13 protein-coding genes are annotated in these 18,094 nt (G+C 61.8%); all 13 read right to left on the bottom strand.

The window, feature by feature from the left end:
• Positions 1 to 41: 41 nt before the first annotated feature.
• Complete coding sequence (locus LAJ50_RS03500; RefSeq protein WP_138653292.1) at positions 42 to 386, bottom strand: lipid-A-disaccharide synthase N-terminal domain-containing protein; 345 nt, start codon at positions 384 to 386, stop codon at positions 42 to 44.
• Positions 386 to 1,108, bottom strand: a complete 723-nt coding sequence (locus tag LAJ50_RS03505; RefSeq protein ID WP_138653290.1) for a glycosyltransferase family 2 protein — start codon at positions 1,106 to 1,108, stop codon at positions 386 to 388. The genes LAJ50_RS03500 and LAJ50_RS03505 overlap by 1 nt, the downstream gene beginning before the upstream one ends.
• Positions 1,109 to 1,193: 85 nt before the next feature.
• Positions 1,194 to 2,183 (bottom strand): NAD-dependent epimerase/dehydratase family protein, encoded by a 990-nt coding sequence (locus tag LAJ50_RS03510; RefSeq protein ID WP_138653288.1) that lies wholly within the window; start codon positions 2,181 to 2,183, stop codon positions 1,194 to 1,196.
• A gap of 96 nt (positions 2,184 to 2,279) precedes the next feature.
• Entirely contained in the window at positions 2,280 to 4,781 is a 2,502-nt protein-coding gene (locus LAJ50_RS03515) for a heavy metal translocating P-type ATPase (RefSeq protein WP_138653286.1), read from the bottom strand.
• Positions 4,782 to 5,011: 230 nt separating this feature from the next.
• Positions 5,012 to 5,383, bottom strand: a complete 372-nt coding sequence (locus tag LAJ50_RS03520; protein ID WP_138653284.1) for a diacylglycerol kinase — start codon at positions 5,381 to 5,383, stop codon at positions 5,012 to 5,014.
• A 117-nt stretch (positions 5,384 to 5,500) separates the two neighbouring features.
• Positions 5,501 to 7,243 (bottom strand): glycosyltransferase family 39 protein, encoded by a 1,743-nt coding sequence (locus tag LAJ50_RS03525; protein WP_138653282.1) that lies wholly within the window; start codon positions 7,241 to 7,243, stop codon positions 5,501 to 5,503.
• Positions 7,240 to 8,973, bottom strand: coding sequence for a phosphoethanolamine--lipid A transferase (locus tag LAJ50_RS03530; protein ID WP_343228013.1), 1,734 nt, complete (start codon positions 8,971 to 8,973; stop codon positions 7,240 to 7,242). Before LAJ50_RS03530 ends, LAJ50_RS03525 begins: the two co-directional genes overlap by 4 nt.
• Positions 8,974 to 8,988: 15 nt before the next feature.
• Positions 8,989 to 9,621 carry a hypothetical protein gene (locus LAJ50_RS03535; RefSeq protein ID WP_138653280.1) on the bottom strand — a complete coding sequence of 211 codons (633 nt, stop codon included), beginning with the start codon at positions 9,619 to 9,621 and terminating at the stop codon, positions 8,989 to 8,991.
• A gap of 97 nt (positions 9,622 to 9,718) precedes the next feature.
• The gene (locus LAJ50_RS03540) at positions 9,719 to 12,874 is read right to left on the bottom strand and encodes a CusA/CzcA family heavy metal efflux RND transporter (protein ID WP_138653278.1); all 3,156 of its coding nucleotides are present in this window, start codon (positions 12,872 to 12,874) and stop codon (positions 9,719 to 9,721) included.
• 13 nt (positions 12,875 to 12,887) lie between these two features.
• Complete coding sequence (locus LAJ50_RS03545) at positions 12,888 to 13,880, bottom strand: efflux RND transporter periplasmic adaptor subunit (RefSeq protein WP_138653276.1); 993 nt, start codon at positions 13,878 to 13,880, stop codon at positions 12,888 to 12,890.
• Positions 13,877 to 15,163: a TolC family protein gene (locus tag LAJ50_RS03550; protein WP_138653274.1), complete on the bottom strand. Its 1,287-nt coding sequence runs from the start codon at positions 15,161 to 15,163 to the stop codon at positions 13,877 to 13,879. Before LAJ50_RS03550 ends, LAJ50_RS03545 begins: the two co-directional genes overlap by 4 nt.
• A gap of 58 nt (positions 15,164 to 15,221) precedes the next feature.
• Positions 15,222 to 15,605 (bottom strand): hypothetical protein, encoded by a 384-nt coding sequence (locus LAJ50_RS03555; RefSeq protein WP_138653272.1) that lies wholly within the window; start codon positions 15,603 to 15,605, stop codon positions 15,222 to 15,224.
• A 203-nt stretch (positions 15,606 to 15,808) separates the two neighbouring features.
• On the bottom strand, positions 15,809 to 17,803 hold the full coding sequence (locus tag LAJ50_RS03560) for a relaxase/mobilization nuclease and DUF3363 domain-containing protein (protein WP_138653270.1): 1,995 nt from the start codon (positions 17,801 to 17,803) through the stop codon (positions 15,809 to 15,811).
• Positions 17,804 to 18,094: the final 291 nt, after the last annotated feature.

Genomic DNA, 18,094 nt, shown 5'->3' on the forward strand with positions numbered 1-18,094 from the left:
ATTGGAAGATAACGGACCGCAAAATCCAGCGTTCACAGTGCTCAACGCCTTACCTTGTCCCGCTTCCACCCCCGATACTTGATGTCAAGGTGAAGGCTGTACATCGCCGTGAACGCCGGGAACAGGTTCTGCAGCACGCCCACCGAATCCTGCTTGGCCGAAAAAAGGAAGTAGCTCAGCGTCATCAGGCTGCCGAGCACGCTCATGTACCAGAACAGACGCGGGATCACCGGCTTGCCAGCGCGTTTGGAGGCGACGAACTGCACCAGCCAGCGGCCGCCAAACATCAGCGCGCCGAGGTAGCCGATCAGCTTCCAGCCGGTCACGTGTACACCGGTCCAGTACATCCAGGTTAGCGGCTGGTCAAGCCAGTGCAGGTCGTCCATCAGACTTCCTCCACCACTGTGCGTTTGCTGCGCGCAATCAGCCAGACCATGCCGTACAAGTCACGGATGCCGACCAAGGCGCGACCAAGGTTACTGTACTTGGACACGCCGGAGGTGCGCGGCCGATGGTTGACGGGAACGCTCACAGTCTTCCAGCCAGCACGCTGCATCAATGCTGGCAGGAAGCGGTGCATGTGATCGAAGTACGGCAGATCCAAGAATGCGTCGCGCTCAAACAGCTTGATGCCGCAGCCGGTGTCGGGAGTGTCGTCGCGCAGCAAGCGTGCCCGGATCGCGTTAGCCCACTTGGATGCCCAGCGCTTGGAACTGGAATCATGGCGAGTAACCCGCCAGCCTGCGAAGAGCTTCACTTCCGGGACAGCGGCATCACGTGCGGCCAACAGCTTCGGAATGTCGGCCGGATCGTTTTGGCCATCGCCGTCGAGCGTAGCGATCCATGGCGCGCGCGCAGCCCTCACGCCATTGCGAACCGCTGTGCTCTGCCCGATCTGGCTAGCGTGGCGCAGTATCCTGAGCTCGGGCGTAGAGGATTTCAGCGACTTCAACACTGCCAGCGTGTCGTCCCTGGAGTTGTCATCGGCATAAATGATCTCGAAGTTCAACCGCCCACGTAACGAAGAGATGACCTCATCGACCAGTGGCGCGATGTTATTGCGCTCGTTGAATACCGGAATGACGATTGAAAGTTGCATTTTTCTCATGGATTCATGCTAGTAACTTGGATTGTCCAATAAGACAGATTTTCGGGATTACGAAGGGCTCGAAAAATAGCAGGGGCCTTCTGCGTCAGAGATGACGGAAGTCATCGTGCACGGCTTTATCACCAAAATATTCGCGGCACCAATCCACTACTTGCTGCAACCCAAACTCGATCGGGATCGCAGGATCAAATCCGAATGCTGCCTGCGCACGCGAGGTGTCGGCCATCGTGGCGGGCATATCGCCAGGTTGCATTGGCTTGTAGATTTTCTTGGCTGCCCGTCCAGCGGCGTGCTCGATCACCGCGATGAAACGCTCCAGTTCTACCGGGGTGTGGTTGCCCAGATTAAAAACCCGGTGGGGAACTGCTTCTTCCGAGGGATGCTCCAGCGCGCCAAGTACCCCGGCAACGATATCGTCGATGAAGGTGAAGTCGCGCTGCATCCGGCCATGATTGAACACCTCGATCGGCTGCCCTGTCAGTACCGCGCGGCTGAAAATCAGTGGCGCCATGTCCGGCCTTCCCCAAGGACCGTACACGGTAAAGAAGCGCAGGCCGGTGGCACGCAAGCCATACAGCTGCGCGTAGGCATACGCGATCAGTTCGTTGGCAGCCTTGGTCGCCGCGTACAACGAGCGCGGCTTGTCGATGCGCTGATCCTCGGAGAATGGCGGCAGCGCCGAGTCGCCGTACACGGAGCTACTAGAAGCGTAGACACAGTGCCCGACGCTGCGCTGACGGCATAGTTCGAGCAGATTGACAAACCCTGCCAAATTGGAATCAACGTAGATATAGGGATTCCGCAGGGAGTAACGCACCCCCGCCTGCGCAGCGAGATGCACCACGCGCGTGGGCTTCACCTCGTCGAACAGCGCAGCCAGGCCATCACGGTCGACAAGGTCGATCATGCGAATGTCGACCTTCGGACACAACGCCGCTACACGATCTCGCTTGAGTTGTGGGTTGTAATAGTCGTTGTAATTGTCGATTCCGACCACGGCCTCGCCGCGTGAGGCCAATGCACGACAGGTATGAGCGCCTACAAATCCCGCTGCACCAGTGACAAGGGTGGTCATCGTATCCATCTTGATGGTGATGCAGCGGTTTCACTGGTACGTGGGGACGCGTCAACCTTGATGGAAACGGCGACAAACAGAGATACCGGTGTCATCTCACACATTGCTGCTCTCGCTATCGGCGCTGGAGAGTAGCCGTACACGGGATGGAGATGCCCCCTGATAGGCCAACAATCGCAAGGCATTGATGACCACCAGCAGCGTCGAGCCTTCGTGCATGGCCACGGCCGGGCCAATACCCAAACCGAAGATCGTGGCCGGCACCAGCAAGGCCACCACCCCAAGACTGACGAACAGGTTCTGCCGGATCACTGCCCGCGTGCGTCGGCTTAATCCCACGGCAAACGGCAGGTTGCGCAGGTCGTCAGCCATCAGCGCCACATCGGCGGTTTCCAATGCGACGTCTGAACCGGCTGCACCCATCGCAATGCCTACCGTGGCATTGGCCATCGCCGGTGCGTCGTTCACGCCATCGCCCACCATCGCCACCTTGTCTTGCTCGCGCAGCTTGCGGATGGCCTCCACCTTGTCCTCGGGCATCAGGTCACCCCAGGCTTCGTCCAACCCGACCTGTTCTGCCACGGCGTTGGCGACGTTGCGGTGATCCCCCGAGATCATGATCATGCGCTCGATGCCAAGCGTGCGCAGATGTTCCAAGGCTTCGCGTGCGTCGGCGCGCGGGGTGTCCATCAAGCCAATCGCTCCAAGATCGCGCTCACCCAAGCGCACGACCATGGTGGTACGCCCCTGTTCGCGCAGAGTCTCGATTGCCGCAGCAACCGCCGGACTGAGCGGAGGCAAGCCGTCACTGCCGAACATTTCCGCCTTGCCAATCCACACTTGCGTGTCGCCGATACGGGCAGTGACACCTTGACCAGTCAGGCTTTTCAGGTCGTTGGCCAGTGCGGGTTCACGCCCGTCTAGCCGTCCGCGACCATCACGAGCGATGGCGGCGGCCAGCGGATGGTCGCTGAGCGACTCTACCGCTACTGCGACATCCAATAGCTCGGCTTCATCAATACCTTCGGCAGGGACCACATCAGTGATGCGCGGCCGGCCCTCTGTCAGGGTGCCGGTTTTGTCGAAGGCCATTGCTCGCAATGACCCAAGATCCTCCAGCGGCGCACCGCCCTTCACCAATACGCCACCGCGTGCCGCACGGGCAATGCCGGACAGCACCGCACTGGGAGTGGCGATTGCCAACGCACAGGGGCTGGCCGCTACCAGCACCGCCATCGCCCGGTAAAAACTGTCGCGGAAGGGCTCATCCACCACCACCCAAGCAAACAGCAGCACGAACGCCAGCGCCAGGACCGAGGGCACGAAGATCCGCTCGATCCGCTCGGTCAGCCGCTGGGTGGGCGATTGCCGGGTTTCCGCTTCGCTGACCAGTTGGACTACTCGTGCCAAGGCCGACTCTCCCGAACGCTTGGTGACTTCGACCTCAAGCGCGCCACTGCCATTGATCGTTCCAGCAAATACCCGCGAACTGGCGTCCACCGAGCCTGCTTTATTGCGTGCTGCAACGGGATCGCCGACCGGACGCTTGTCAACCGGAATGCTTTCTCCGGTCACTGGCGCCTGGTTGACGCTGGAGGTCCCTGCAACCACGAAACCGTCAGCGGGCAGACGTTCATTCGGTCGCACGGAAACCACGTTGCCAATGTCCAATTCGGAAACCGGGACTTCTACCCACTCGCCTTCTCGGCGTACCCGGGCCGTTTCCGGTGCCAGCTCCGCCAACGCCTCGATTGCGCGCTTGGCCCGCCCCATCGCGTAGTGCTCCAGGGCATGTCCCAAGCTGAAGAGAAACAGCAATAATGCCCCTTCTGCCCATGAACCCAGGGCCGCAGCGCCTGCAGCGGCCACCAGCATCAGGGTGTCGATCTCGAAACGCTTGAGCCTCAGATTGTCGAAGGCCTCGCGCACCGTATAGAAGCCGCCAAACACGTAAGCGGCGATGTAGCAAACCAGCGGCAGCCATCCGGGAGCAGAGGTCAGCTTCTCGACGGCGAAGCCGATCGCCAGTGCCACGCCACAGGACAAGGCAAAGAACAGCTCGCTGTTCGGCCCAAGGATGCCGCCATGGTCATGGGCATGCTTCTTTTCACCATCATGACCGTGTTCTGGAGAACCCGATGGCTGTTCCTGATGTTTTGGCGTCACTCCAATGCGCGACAGGACAGCAAGCAGGGCCGACTCATCGACTTGATCGCGGTCGAACTCGATCTGCATGGTACCGGCAGCGCTGGCTTGGGCTTCCAGGACGCCGCGCATTTTCCGCAGCGTCTCCGCTACGGTGCGGGCGCGTCGCTCGTGCTGGAGGCCCTCGACTTCCAGATGCATGTGTCCGAACTGCTGGCTGATGCGAGCGCCGGCCGCCTCAGCCAGTTCCCGGATACGCGCCAGTGGCTGAAGATTCGGGTCGTAGTGGATGCACAGCTGTGCTGAAGCGCCTTCGCCTGCGGGGCGTACGTGCACACGGTCGATACCTGATTTCCCCTGCAAATCATCGACCAAACGGGAGATGCAGGCGTCGGCCTCATCCAAGACATCTGGCAGTAGGATGGGGATGTCCAGTTGTAGCTTCTTGATCACCTCAGTGTCTCCTGTCGTGATGGGCCTTCAAAAGGGAAAGTCTGGTGAAGTTGTTTGTTCATGACGCTTGTACCTCGTGCATCCAAATTCACATGAGAGATGACAAGGGCGGTGTCTGCCCGTTGTTCAACCATGGGGGCGGGATCGACATGCGGAGATAGCTTCGCCCGATGTCGCCGATCAAGGTGTGGAGGCATGTGCTATTCACGTGTACAGATCCCATAGCCAGGTCAGCCTGCCAGCACCAGCAGCCACGTGGCCGCGGTTCCGATCATGGCGACGAATACCGCCGCCGATCCCATGTCCTTGGCTCGCCCAGCAAGCTCGTGATGCTCCGGACCATAGCGTTCGATTACCGCTTCGATGGCGGAGTTGAGCAACTCCATTGTCAGGACGAGCAAGACACTGGTGACTAGCAGGGCGCGTTCCGGCCCGCTTTCCCCCAACGTCACTCCCAGAGGAAGCAGAAGGACGGCCAGACAAACCTCGAGCCGGAACGAAGACTCGTAAAGCCAAGCGGCGCGCAATCCCTTCATCGACCACGTGAACGCGAGCCATAGGCGGCGTGGATCGCGTGGGCTGTGCCCGTACTTATCTGCCATGTGCGAAGTCCTCGTGGGTCCGTGTGGTGATGTGTGCCGAGCACGCGCATGCGTCCGTGCCATGCACGGATATCAACTTTTTCCTGCCGGCCTGGATTGCAAGTGCGAAGCCGAGCGTCATGGCATGTCCTCTTCGCTCTGGGCGGATCGAGCCACACTCGCAGGCTTACCCGGCATGGTGTTGGAGCAGTGGCGCACCACCTCGGTACCGTCCAGCAATACCCAGGTGGTGCGATTGGCTTGTCCTGTCCACAGAGGGTGTGTCTGGCCGGAGCATTGCTCAGCCGCCACCTGCGAAACCAGCAGCAGACGTGTAGTGGGCGCCTGCGCTGCCCAATGCCAGGCCAGCTCCCATTGCTGGTTGATCGGCGCCTTGAATCCGAAGTCGGTCACCGAACGCCCGGCCTGCAAGTAGTTCTGCTCGCGCCAGTCCACCAGGCCCAACTGACCGTTGGGCCCGGCGACATCTCGCACGTGTTGCATGAGCCGGGATGCAGAAGCGAACGGGTCCAGTGCTGGCATCAGGCCGATTCCATAGACCAGCCAGAGCGTGCACGACGTCGCTACTGCAGCACGCCCGATGTGGCGGCGGCCCCAGCCGATAACGATCAGCACGAGGGCAATGCCAAGAACGAGCATCCAAATCGCGAGCGCGTGCTGGGAAGCGAAATCAACATCGCGACCAGCCAGCCGCGTTTGCACCCAGGGACCGTTCCGGAACAACGCTCCGCCCAGCAAGAGTGCAACCGTGCCGATGACATAGAGATAGCCACCCAGCAGTATCCGACTGCTGCGCAAACGCAGGATGGCAGGCAGCAACGGTGCGGCGGTCAAACACAATGCGGGGAGTATCGGAAAGATATAGACTTCGCGCTTGCCGGGACTGGCACTAAAGAACAGCAATACCAGCAGCGCCCAGCCGATCAGCAACAGGTAACGTGGGTTGCTGCGACGTAGTCGCTTCCACCAGGGTACAGCCAGCCATGGCAACAACAAGCATCCTGGTAGCCACAACGTGGCGATTACCTTCAGGTAGTACCAGGCGGGCTGCACATGGTGCCAGGCCGAGATATAGCGGGTCGTGGTCTGCTTGAAAAGCAGTTCGCGGGCGTAGCGTTGCAGGGCCATGTCGTCGCTACCGACAAGCGCCAGCCCTAGCGGTCCGAGCCAAACCGCGACACCGGCCACAAAGCTACCGAGTAGCCACAGCAGCTGCTTGCCTCCTAGTGGCACCACATCCTTGCGCTGGTACACCGCGAAGGCGTAGGGAACCAACAGAAGCAATGGTAGGAAGCCAACGCCCTTGGTGACGGTACCCAGTCCGGCGAAGAACCCTGCGATGACCAGGCCACGCGTATCCGGCCCTCGCAGCATGTGTCGCAACAATCCCCATAGCGAGGCGGTGGTCATCGTTACCAAGGCCATGTCGATCTGGCCGCGCTTGGCCATCAGGCCAAACTGCACCGTGGCGAACAGTGCCAATGCTGCATAACGTCCGACACGGGCATTCCAAAGCCGGCGCCCGATGTCATAGGTCAACCACAACGTCAGTAGTGCGCCGACCAGCGAAGGCAATAGAAAGGCGATGTCCCAGTTTCCGACGACGTGATAGGCCACCGCTTGCAGCCACATGAACACCGGCGGTTTCTCGGCGTACAACTCGATGCCCCGCCGGGGCAACAGCCATTGCCCGGTCTCCACCATAGTCCGTGCCGCCAGCACAAAGCGCGGCTCGTCCGGTGGCGAAGGCTGTCGCAGCCCGATCCCTGCTGCGAGACTGGCTGCGATGAGCAGCCAGACAATCCAGCCTGTCGATAGCCGGCCCCAAAGTGTCCGGATCCGAGAATTCAGTACGCTCATTGCACCGACTCTCCGCGAGGCGCGGTAGCGCAAATTCCGAATACGTCCTTGCTCCGTTCGTAGGCGCGTGTGGATACCTCCATCAAGCCAAGTACCGAGTGGAAAAGATTGTCGTGAGAGGCCGGACGTTTTGCCTGCTTCCTCACGCACTGCATGTCCAAGCCGCGCCAACGCGCCATCGATGGGGAAACCCAGGCCACCATGGGCACCTTTATCTGCGTATTTGGGGCTATCGCATACGGCAGCCCATGCAGGTACAGATTGCTCTCGCCTAGCGACTCGCCATGGTCGGAGACGTACAGCAGGGCGGTGTCTCTGTCCTGCAATGAGTCCAGCAGGCTGATCAGTCGCGCCAACAGATCATCTGTGGCCAGAGTGGCGTTGTCGTAGGCGTTGACCACCTGCCCACGTGCGCACTCACCCAGGTCGGCATTACGGCAATCCGGACGAAATCTGCGCAACGACTCGGGATAACGCAGGTAGTAGCTTGGACCATGATTGCCGAGTTGGTGTAGCACTACCACGGTATCGCCGGATGCGGCTTGCAAACGCGTCTTCAGCCCAGCCAGCAAGATGGCATCTTGGCAGCCCTGAGCAGTGCAGAGTTCGGGATCTTGTGACTGACGCACGGACTCGAATGGCAGGCCCTCACAAACGCCCTTGCATCCCCCTTGGTTGTCTCGCCACAAAACCTTCACCCCCGTGCGTGCAAGCACGTGCAGGAGCGATTCGGAGTTACGGATCTGACGTTCGTCGTAGCTGCTTCGCCCATGCACCGAGAACATGCAAGGCAGCGACACTTCCGTGCTCGAGCCACAGGCAGTGACGTCCGGATAGTTCACCACGTCCAATGCGGCCAGCTGTGGCGTGGTCTGCCGGGCATAGCCGTTGAGCCCCCAGTTCTGCGCGCGGACGGTTTCGCCAACGACGATCACCAACACGTGTGGGCGCGTCATGGTTGCGTGCCCATCCAGGCGCGCATCAGCTGCAATCACCTGACGCGGCCCGTCACTTCTACTTTTCCAGTCCTTGGCAGCGATACGAGCCAGAGATGCCAGGACGTTCGACGGTGCCACCAGATAGCGCAATTCGTGGTGATTGCGCATCAATGCCGACACATCCTTGAAACCCAGCAACGCGCTGGCCACGACCAGAACCAATGCCAGTACAACCGAGCCAAGCATCCGTAACAGGGAGCGTGGTTTAGATGGCCAGCGTAGTACGCAGCCCCAGATCAGGATCAGCGGCAAGGTTGCATAGAGCAGCACATGCCCCAACAGCGCGGCAGTGAGCAACTCGCGCGATTCGGCAGGATCGGTCGCGAGAATGTTACGCATCATCCCGACATCGAAATACACCGCATAGCGATCTGAAAAGAACGATGCGAAGACGGCAACCAGCAAGAAAACACTCAATATCGGACGTGTCGTCCAACGTGTGCACAACGGGCGTATCAGCAACACGTTGAGCGCAACGATGATCAGGAACAGGCTGATCGCAGTCGTGATGGATCCCTTGCCCGCGAAGGCGCCTGCCGCGTTAGCTGCACGCCAGAACGCCGTATTCAACAACGCCGCCATATAAACCGCTTCACCCCATACAAGCGTGTCTACGCACAGCCGCGGGCGCCATCCTGCCCAGCGTGACGACGAACGATCGCCAAAATGTATCGTTCCACGCATGCCGGTACTCTTCAAAATCGCTGGCGATTTTTTTTCATCGACCATCATCGTGCATCCTCGACGTTATAAGTGTGCAAACAGAGCGTGGGTAGTCACAGTTCCGTCGCCGAGTTTTTCTCGCCGAACTTCCTTCAACATGAACTCACTCCCCAGCACGACGGCAACGCCTTCTGGACTAGAAAATCTCCTAATGTTTTTTTCTGGTTTCTTTCCATCATTGATCGACGCGCATCTAATAAGCGCATATCCGCCCTGCGAGACCGCATTTGCTGCTTGCTTGGCGTAGGCGCGCAGATGGGCTGGTGCGAACAATCTGTGTAATACGATGCTGTCGTGCCAGTGCGTACAGCAGCCTTTTTCCAGCAATAGCTGGGTCATATCCACATCGATCCACTTGATTGGCGATCCGATGGGTGGAATCTCAGGCTTTGGCAGATACAGAGAACGAAAGTGGCAATTCCATATCCAAATATCCTTGACATCGCGTTCCAGCAACCAATCGATAAAGGGAAATATCCCACCCCCTACGTCAAGTATTCGGCTTTCTGCTCGTACACCAGCCTTGACGAACAAGGCTTGCGCAGCGCTCGGCTGAGATTTATTTCGACGACATTCATTCATGGCACAGGCCTTATCGGGGACTCTGCGGCGAACCCTGGACATAGCCATCGCGACGATGACGCGAGTGATGGACACTCATTCCAGAGTCCTCCTTGCTACGGGCAGGTGTTTAGTGTTCGCACCAGTAGACCGATCACCCGCCGAGAAACGGCGGGTGATCCGGGGCTTGGCGTCAGGCAGCCTGTGTTTGCTTTCCGGGAAAGCGGCCATGCACCCATCGGTACAGCACTGGCAGGACCACCAGTGTCAGCAGGGTCGAGGAGATGATCCCGCCGATGACCACCGTCGCCAGTGGCCGCTGAACTTCCGAACCGGCACCGACGTTGAGCGCCATGGGCACGAAGCCCAGCGAGGCCACCAATGCGGTCATCAACACCGGCCGCAGGCGGGTCACGGCACCGTGCCGCACCGCCTGTTCCAGCGACTCGCCCTGTTCGCGCATGTGCCGAATGAAGCTGATCATCACCAGGCCGTTGAGCACCGCAACACCAGACAGGGCGATGAAGCCGATGCCCGCTGAAATCGAGAACGGAATCCCGCGCAGGATTAGCGCCATCACCCCGCCGGTCAACGCCAGCGGCACACCACTGAACACGATCGCCGCATCCTTGACCGATCCGAAAGCCCAGAACAACAACGCAAAGATCAGCACCAGTGTCACCGGCACCACGATCGCCAAGCGCTGGCTGGCCGAGATCAGTTGCTCGAAGCTGCCGCCGTATTCGATCCAGTAGCCGGTAGGCACCTGGACCTGGGTATTGATGGTCTGCTGCAGATCGGCCACGAAACCGCCCAGATCGCGGTCGCGCACGTTGGCAGTGACTGCAATGCGACGCTTTCCGTTGTAGCGGTTGATCTGGTTTGCGCCCTCGATCATTTCCACCTTGGCCACACTGCCCAGTGGCACAGTGTGCGGCTTGCCATCACCTCCCGCGTCCGGCAAGGCCGGCAACGGAATCGGCAGTGCAGCGATAGCAGCGGGGTCTTGACGTAGGGTCTCGGGCAGGCGCACCACGATGTCAAAACGGCGATCACCCTCGAACAACTGGCCGGAAACTTCGCCACCGATGGCGGTAGACACCGTTGCCTGCACGTCCTCCAAGTTCAGCCCATAGGTAGAAAGCGCAAGTCGGTCTGGCACGACAGACAACAACGGCAAACCACCCGCCTGCTCCACGCGTACGTCGGCCGCACCGGACACACTGCCAGCGGCGGCTGCAATGCGCTGCCCCACCTGCAACAGAGTGTCCAAGTCATCGCCATAGAGATTGATCGCCACGTCGGCACGCACGCCGGAGATCAGTTCATTGGTACGCATCTGTATCGGCTGACTGAACTCGTAGTTGTTGCCTGGCACCTTGGCTGCAATGGCCTGTATTTCTGTGACCAGTGCCTCCTTGCGCTTGGATGGATCAGGCCATTGATCGCGCGGCTTCAACATCACGTAGGCGTCGCCCACGGATGGCGGCATTGGATCGGAAGCAACTTCCGCCGTGCCCAGCCGGGTGAACACGCGCTCCACCTCGGGGACTTCGAGCAGGCGCGTTTCCAGTCGCCGCTGCATCTCCACCGACTGGGTCAGGCTGGTGCCGGGGATGCGCATGGCCTGCAGGGCGATGTCGCCTTCGTCCAGGTTGGGCACGAACTCGCTACCCAGGCGAGTGGCCAGGGCCGCACTGCCCGCCAGCAACACCACAGCGCCGACACCGACCAGCGCGCCGCGGCGCAAGGCAAAGCCCAGCAGCGGCTCGTAGCACCGCCGCAGCCAGGCCATCACTCGGTTCTCCTTTTCCTCGACCTTGCCACCCAGGGCCAGGGCAATGGCCGCCGGTACGAAGGTCAGCGCCAGCACCATCGCGCCGGCCAAGGCCATCACCACGGTGATCGCCATCGGGTGGAACATCTTTCCTTCCACCCCGCTCAGGGCGAAGATCGGCAGGTACACGGCCGTGATGATGCCCAGGCCGAACAGGCTGGGACGGATCACCTCCGCAGTGGCGCTGGCGGTCAAGCCAAAGCGTTCATCAAGGGTCAGTGTCCTGCCTAGTTCGTGCTGTCGCTCGCCAAAGCGGCGCAGGCAATTTTCGATGATGATCACCGCACCATCGACGATCAGGCCGAAGTCCAGCGCGCCCAAGCTCATCAGGTTGGCTGACACGCCAGTGCGTGCCATGCCGGTCAGGGTGAACAGCATCGCCAACGGGATCACTGCCGCGGTAATCAACGCCGCACGGAAATTGCCCAAAAGCGCGAACAGGATGACGATGACCAGCAGCGCACCTTCGACCAGGTTCTTCTCTACCGTGGCGATGGTTCGGTCCACCAGAACGGTGCGGTCATAGACCGGCGTGGCAGTGATGCCCTCAGGCAAGCTCTTGCCAGCTTCCTTCAAGCGTGCGGCGACAGCTTGGGCCACGTCGCGGCTGTTGGAACCGACCAGCATGATCGCCGTGCCCAGCACTACCTCATGTCCGTTCTGGGTAGCCGCACCATTGCGCAATTCCAGGCCTTCGGTCACCTGAGCCACGTCGCGAATGCGCAGGACCGCGGCACCACGCGTACCTAGCACGATGGACTGGATCTGCGGGATGTCAGCCACCTGGCCCGGTATGCGTACCAGGAACTGCTGACCATTACGTTCGATGTAGCCAGCACCGGCGTTCTGGTTGTTGGTCTGCAGTGCCTGTACCACGTCTTCAAGCGTGAAACCAAGCGCGCGCAGCCGTGCAGGATCAGGGGTGACGTGGATCTCGCGCTTGTAGCCGCCCAGGGTATTGACCTCGGTGACACCGGGCACGTTGCGCAACTGCGGGCGAATCACCCAGTCCTGCAACGTGCGCAGATCGGTAGCGGTGTACGTCGTGCCATCGGGCTTGCGAGCCTTCGGGTCGGCGTCGATCGTGTAGTTGAATATCTCGCCCATGCCGGTGGCGATCGGCCCCAGTGTCGGCTCCACACCGTCTGGAATCTGCGATTTCACCTGCGACAAGCGTTCGGCCACCTGCTGGCGGGCGAAGTAGATATCCGTGCCGTCCTTGAACACCACGGTGATCTGCGACAGGCCGTAGCGCGAGAGCGAGCGGAAGTAGTCCATCTTCGGCAGGCCGGCCATCGCCGTCTCCACCGGATAGGTGATGCGCTGTTCGGTCTCCAGGGGTGAGTAGCCAGGTGCAGACGTGTTGATCTGGACCTGGACGTTGGTGATGTCGGGGGTGACGTCAATCGGTAGTTGCCGGAAGCTCCAGACACCTACAGCGATCAGCGCCAGGGTGAGGGTCATGACCAACCAACGATGATTGATCGACGCGCGGATGATTTTCTCGAGCATGTCGGTGGTCTCCTCAGTGCTCGTGGGAGGCGCCGGACTTTTCGATGTCCGCCTTGACCAGATAGCTCTGCGCAACCACCACTTCTTCTCCGGCCTTCACGCCTTCGAGAATCTCGACATGGGTGGCATCACGGGCACCGGTCTTCACTGCACGCGCGGTGTAGGTATTACCGCTACGCACGAACACCGCGTCGCGGCCGTCCATCGTCTGCAACGCCGCCAGCGGCAGCACCAGTGCCGCATCCCGGCGAGCGGTCGTGATGCGAGCGGTCACGGCCATGCCAGGCCTCCACTGTCCATCTGCGTTGTCCAGCGTGGTGCGAGCGATCGCACTCTGGCTGGCGGCAAAAGTGCCGGGCAACACGCGCTCAATGGTGGTCTGCGCAGCACTGCCATCGTACAGGCGGGTGAGTGTGACTGGAGCACCGGCCGGCACTTGGCGGATCTGGTCGCCGAACAGGTTCAGGTCGGCCCAGACCTTGGAAAGATTGGCGATCTCGAACAACGGCTGGCCTTCGGCTGCACCACCGCCGAGCTGAGCCTGCCGGCTCAGCACCACGCCCGACAGTGGCGCTGCCACCGAATATGTACTCAGGCTGAGGTTGCTCTCGATAGCAGCCAACGATTGTCCGGCTTTCACCTGGTCACCGACGTTGGCGCGTAACGCCTGGATGCGCCCTGGGTAGCGCGCCGTGACCTGGGCCACGCTACCGTCAACCGCGGCGAGCAGGCCCTGGACTTCCAGTTCCTGTGCGATGGTGCCCGGGCCGGCCGGGGCGACCGCGATGCCGTTTGCATCGGCCTCGGCCTTGTCGATGACCGTGGACTCGGCGGCCTCTTCGTGCTCACCACCTTCTTCTTCGTGGGAGCCTTCGGCTTCCTCGTCGGCTTGCGTTGACTTGTCTTCTGTGGCTGGCGCAGCGTCTTGCTTGCCGCAACCGGCCAACAACAGGGAAATCGTCAAGGCCAGCGCCGTGGCCGAGAGGTTCTTTGCAATAATTTTCATGGGGTGTTATCCGAATGGGGGGCATTGCCGGCAGCCGCGACGACGGGCTGGCCGGTCAGGCGCTGGATTTCGATGAGGGCGGTCTGAGCGTCGAGAGCGGCTTGCAACTGGCGGCTGCGCGCCTGTACCCGCTGGTCCTGCAACATCGCCCACTCCATGTAGCTGATCGCCCCGGCGCGCCAAGCGCGGTCGGCGGCCTGTTCGGCCTTCGCCAACCGTGGCAGCACGTCCCGGGACAGCCGTGCGGTTTCCATCCGCGCAGTCGTGTAGTCGCCATAGGCGCTGGACAGCGTGGAATACAGTTGGATCGACAGAGCCTCGCGTTCGACAGAACTCAGGGCCAGTTCCGCCTCTGCGGCGCGTATGCCCGGCTGGGCGCGACGCGACACGCCTAGCGGCACGCTCAGGCCCGCGATCAGCGCCACGTCGTTGTCATCGCCTCGCAGGGCACGCGCGCCGATCTGCCATTGCAGGTCGGCCTTGGTCTCGCTACGCGCCAAGCGCACCTGCGCTTCGCGGATGCGCGCCTCGCCTGCCAATTGGGCCAACTCGGGCGTTCTTTCCAGCCAGGCGCTCAACTGCGCAAAATCCTCCAACGCCGGTAGCGCCAGCGGATCGCCAGCGACCGTGCCAAAGTCCGGGTCGCGCTGGTTCCAAAGTGCCGCCAGGGTCTGGCGGGCCGCCCGCTCGCGTTGTTGCGCGCGCTCACGATTCAACTCAGCCTCGGCCAGCGCCGCTTGTGCGGTCAGCACGACCGACTCGGGCGAGGCACCAGCCTCATGTCGTCGCCGTGCCGCCTCGACGCTGCGCTTGCGCTGCTCGATGTCGGTATCGGCAATCTCACGTTGCCGAATTGCGGCAGTGACCGCCAGATAGCGTCGTGCCGTCTCGGCGAGCAGATCCAGACGCGCAATCTCGCGCTGCGGCGCGAGGTTGTCGATGTTGGCTTGCACCAGGGTACGGCGGGCATCGAGCTTGCCGCCGCGTTCGAGCGTACCGGCCAGAGTGACGGTCAACTCGGCTTGGTCGAAGCCACGGTAGGTGCCGCTGCCAACGGCATTCTCCAGCGTCGCACCCAGCGTCAGCGGTGGACGCAGGCCGGCCGCATCCAAGTTGGCCTGCAGCACGTCGCGGCGACCATCAACCAGGCGTAGGTCGGGGTGGGTTGAGGCGACCCGCTGGATCGCTTGGTCGAGGGTAAAAAGGGGGACAGGCGACCGTTCCTGTGCGTGAAGCACGGGCACGACCGCGAAGACGGCCAATGCCGCCAATCGCAACCACATGGGGATTCTCCGATGAACTCAGGGACGTGCGCCGGTTCCCAAGGAACCGGACGGGACATCAACCTGCGATCGGAGGACGGATCGGCGAAGTCTGACCAGCAGAAACCGAAAATACCGACTCGGAATGCGGTATTACGGCAGGAATCTGAGAGAAGATGAGAGACACGAACAACGCAGGAAGCGCCGTCTGGTGGCCACAGCCATGTACACCGTGCATCAGGGCATGCAATAGATCGCCCGTTTTTCCATCGTCGTCGATGGCTGCATCATCGCTGGCATCATGTGCCTGAAGGGAATGATCCAGATGCGCAGTATTGCCACGCACGGCTTCGTGCATATCCCCTACCGTGGCAAGAACCGGATTGGCCAGTACCGAAAACAACAACACCGTCAGCGCCGGAAGGCGCAATAGGCGGAGAAGTTGTCGGATCGTACGGGACATTGCCGCTGATTCTAAGGAGAATTCATGTGTTAGACAATTTCATCGGGAGAGGGACTGTATAGCTTTATAGCTTTTATCGCTACTGCTGAACAACCAATACAGGTTTCATTTGGCCACATAAGTATCGTTAACAACAGCACATGGGTCATGCTCTGAGGCTGAACATGAGTCATATCCTTTTATGAACATGTTCCAACAGCCTGCTATCCAATGGTAGGTCCACGCTGCCGCCCAATCTCCCACGACACGCCTCGGCTGTGCGCCGTTGTGGCAAGCTGCCACCCCAGCCGCTGTTCAATCACCGGTTGCCACGGCACCAAGCTGAATCCCTTGCCGTCGTCCAGCATCGCGTAGCGCCCGCTCGCCAGCATGATGGAGCGCCGGTAGATGCCGGCCACGCGCTGACCGTCGGCGACGGGCCGATGCTCCAGGCCAGTATCGGCGGCAATATCCTTTGCGATTTGCGCCAGCTCCCGATTGCGCAGCGTCCCCAGCAGGTTCCGGGCGAGAATCATGCGCTGCCCGCGCCGCTGGGCCAGCCCCTGTTCTTCGAGGAAGTCGGAGCGCCGCTGCAAGGCTTCCTTGGCCTCGGCACCAAAGCCCAGGTCGCCCAGCCCACGGCCGCCGCCGATCAGTTGCTGGTCGAGCCAGGTGGCTCCGATCACGCGGGCCTGCCGCTCAATCGGCAGGTGTGATTTCAATTCCACGGCCACGCCGCCCAGCCGTTGCGCGTCGTACTGGCGGCCACGCTCGGCCAGGTCGTCCGGCACCTTCCATAAGCCATCGGCCACGCGCTCCACGATGCCGGTCCAGCGCAGGGCTTCCAGCCGGCGAACGTGAGTCGCGACGACTTCCTGCGGGTCGCGTCCTGCCTTGGCCCGGCCTTGTTCGATGGCAAGGTGATGATCGGTACGGTACAGGCCATCGCTCGCCAGCGCGGCGATGTTCTTGTCGGCCGCCCGCACTTCGGCGGAACCACGTACCTCCACCACGGCTCCGGTGGGATAGTTCTCCAGCTCATCGCGGGCATTCAACGCGACGTAGTGAGCCTTGCCGTCCACGCCGTCGATGACCAGATAGCCGCGGTCGCGCAGTTCGTCAGCCAACCCCTTCGCAGCCACGCGGCCGAGGATGGTGCGGCCATCGTCGCCCGGCTCGAACACCGCCAGCTCGCGCAGCTGGCCGCTCATCGCCCGCTGCATGGTGCGGATGATGTCGCCACGCTCGTCCAGGGCACGCAAGGTCTTCTCCGCGTCAGCATGGATGGCCCAGGTGCCGGGCTGCACCTCATCGGCCATGCCCAGGCGCTGCAAGCGTTGCAGGCGGCCGATCAGCAGCAAGCGCTGGCGTTGCAGCCGGGGTTCGTTGAAGCGTTCGATCTGCACCCGGCCATCCTCGCCGGCCTCGCGCAGCAACGTGTGGTCGAGGCTCGTCCACCGCTCTTGCTCCACCTCGCGCTGCAAGGTCTGCTGGATCTCCAGTTCGGTGCGTGGCCCCAGCCATTCGGTCGCCAATTCGGCGGCGCGATGCCGAAAGCCGTGGGCGATGTAGTCGCCCGCGATGATGAGGTCTTTGCCGGTGTCGTCGCGTCCGCGCACGATCAGGTGAATGTGCGGGTTGTCTGTGTTCCAGTGATCCACCGCCACCCAATCCAGCCGCGTGCCCAGGTCGGCTTCCATGCGGTTCACCAGATGCCGGGTGTAGGTGCGCAGCTCATGAAGCTCGGCACCGTCCTCCGGGGAGACGATGAAGCGGAAATGGTGCCGGTCGTCCTGGCAGCGTTCCTTGAAGGCGTCGAGGTCGGCTTCGTCGGCCTGTGGCCCATAGGCCCGGCCCGGCTCGCCATCACGGCCCGCGCCGTCGCGTTCGACATAGCGCAGGTGTTTGGAAAGCGACTGAGGGCTGGCTCGTTGGTGATTGGCCAGCAAGGTCTTGATGGTCACGCGCCGCGACATGGGCGTTAGCTTCGCGCCTGCGAAGCGTGCCGCCGTATGGCCGCGCCCCAAGCGCGAGCCGGGACGCTGGCCGGCGCGTGCGCCGCTGCCGCCAGTGGCAGGACGGCGCACCGCCGACTTGCCGCCGCTGGCCTTGCCAGCCTGCTTGAGCACCTTGGAAACGAAGCTCTGGCCCTGGCCCTTGCCCCGGTTCTTCGGGGCGCTGGGACGCACGCGGAAATCGTCGTCGCGGCGGTCGGTCATGGCTGCGCTCCCCACAAGCTATGGCGTGTCCGGTCGTGCGAAGCACGCGGACATGCCTGCATTGGCGCGAGCCTCGCGCCGAACGCGGCACGGTGGCAAAGCCGCTCCGTGCCGCGCTCCCCCCATGTGCAGACTGGCTTTACGTTAGGCCGCGTGCCGAACCCTTTTGTCTTGCCTTCCGCCTTTGCCCCTCGCTCGCGCTCCGGGCATTGGCGGCCCGGCGGCGCTGCTGCACCAGCAGCCAGCCCGCCGGCGAACGCGCCAATGGCCGCAGGCCAGGCTCGTTCGAGG

It is taken from the genome of Pseudoxanthomonas sp. X-1 (assembly GCF_020042665.1).
Taxonomy (GTDB): domain Bacteria; phylum Pseudomonadota; class Gammaproteobacteria; order Xanthomonadales; family Xanthomonadaceae; genus Pseudoxanthomonas_A; species Pseudoxanthomonas_A spadix_A.

Bases quoted from the DNA above. Each gene is read 5' to 3' on its own strand.
- LAJ50_RS03530 (WP_343228013.1), bottom strand. From the start codon at position 8,973: ATGATGGTCGATGAAAAAAAATCGCCAGCGATTTTGAAGAGTACCGGC.
- LAJ50_RS03520 (WP_138653284.1), bottom strand. From the start codon at position 5,383: ATGGCAGATAAGTACGGGCACAGCCCACGCGATCCACGCCGCCTATGG.
- LAJ50_RS03560 (WP_138653270.1), bottom strand. From the start codon at position 17,803: ATGACCGACCGCCGCGACGACGATTTCCGCGTGCGTCCCAGCGCCCCG.
- LAJ50_RS03540 (WP_138653278.1), bottom strand. From the start codon at position 12,874: ATGCTCGAGAAAATCATCCGCGCGTCGATCAATCATCGTTGGTTGGTC.
- LAJ50_RS03550 (WP_138653274.1), bottom strand. From the start codon at position 15,163: ATGTGGTTGCGATTGGCGGCATTGGCCGTCTTCGCGGTCGTGCCCGTG.
- LAJ50_RS03525 (WP_138653282.1), bottom strand. From the start codon at position 7,243: ATGAGCGTACTGAATTCTCGGATCCGGACACTTTGGGGCCGGCTATCG.
- LAJ50_RS03505 (WP_138653290.1), bottom strand. From the start codon at position 1,108: ATGAGAAAAATGCAACTTTCAATCGTCATTCCGGTATTCAACGAGCGC.
- LAJ50_RS03500 (WP_138653292.1), bottom strand. From the start codon at position 386: ATGGACGACCTGCACTGGCTTGACCAGCCGCTAACCTGGATGTACTGG.
- LAJ50_RS03510 (WP_138653288.1), bottom strand. From the start codon at position 2,183: ATGACCACCCTTGTCACTGGTGCAGCGGGATTTGTAGGCGCTCATACC.
- LAJ50_RS03545 (WP_138653276.1), bottom strand. From the start codon at position 13,880: ATGAAAATTATTGCAAAGAACCTCTCGGCCACGGCGCTGGCCTTGACG.
- LAJ50_RS03555 (WP_138653272.1), bottom strand. From the start codon at position 15,605: ATGTCCCGTACGATCCGACAACTTCTCCGCCTATTGCGCCTTCCGGCG.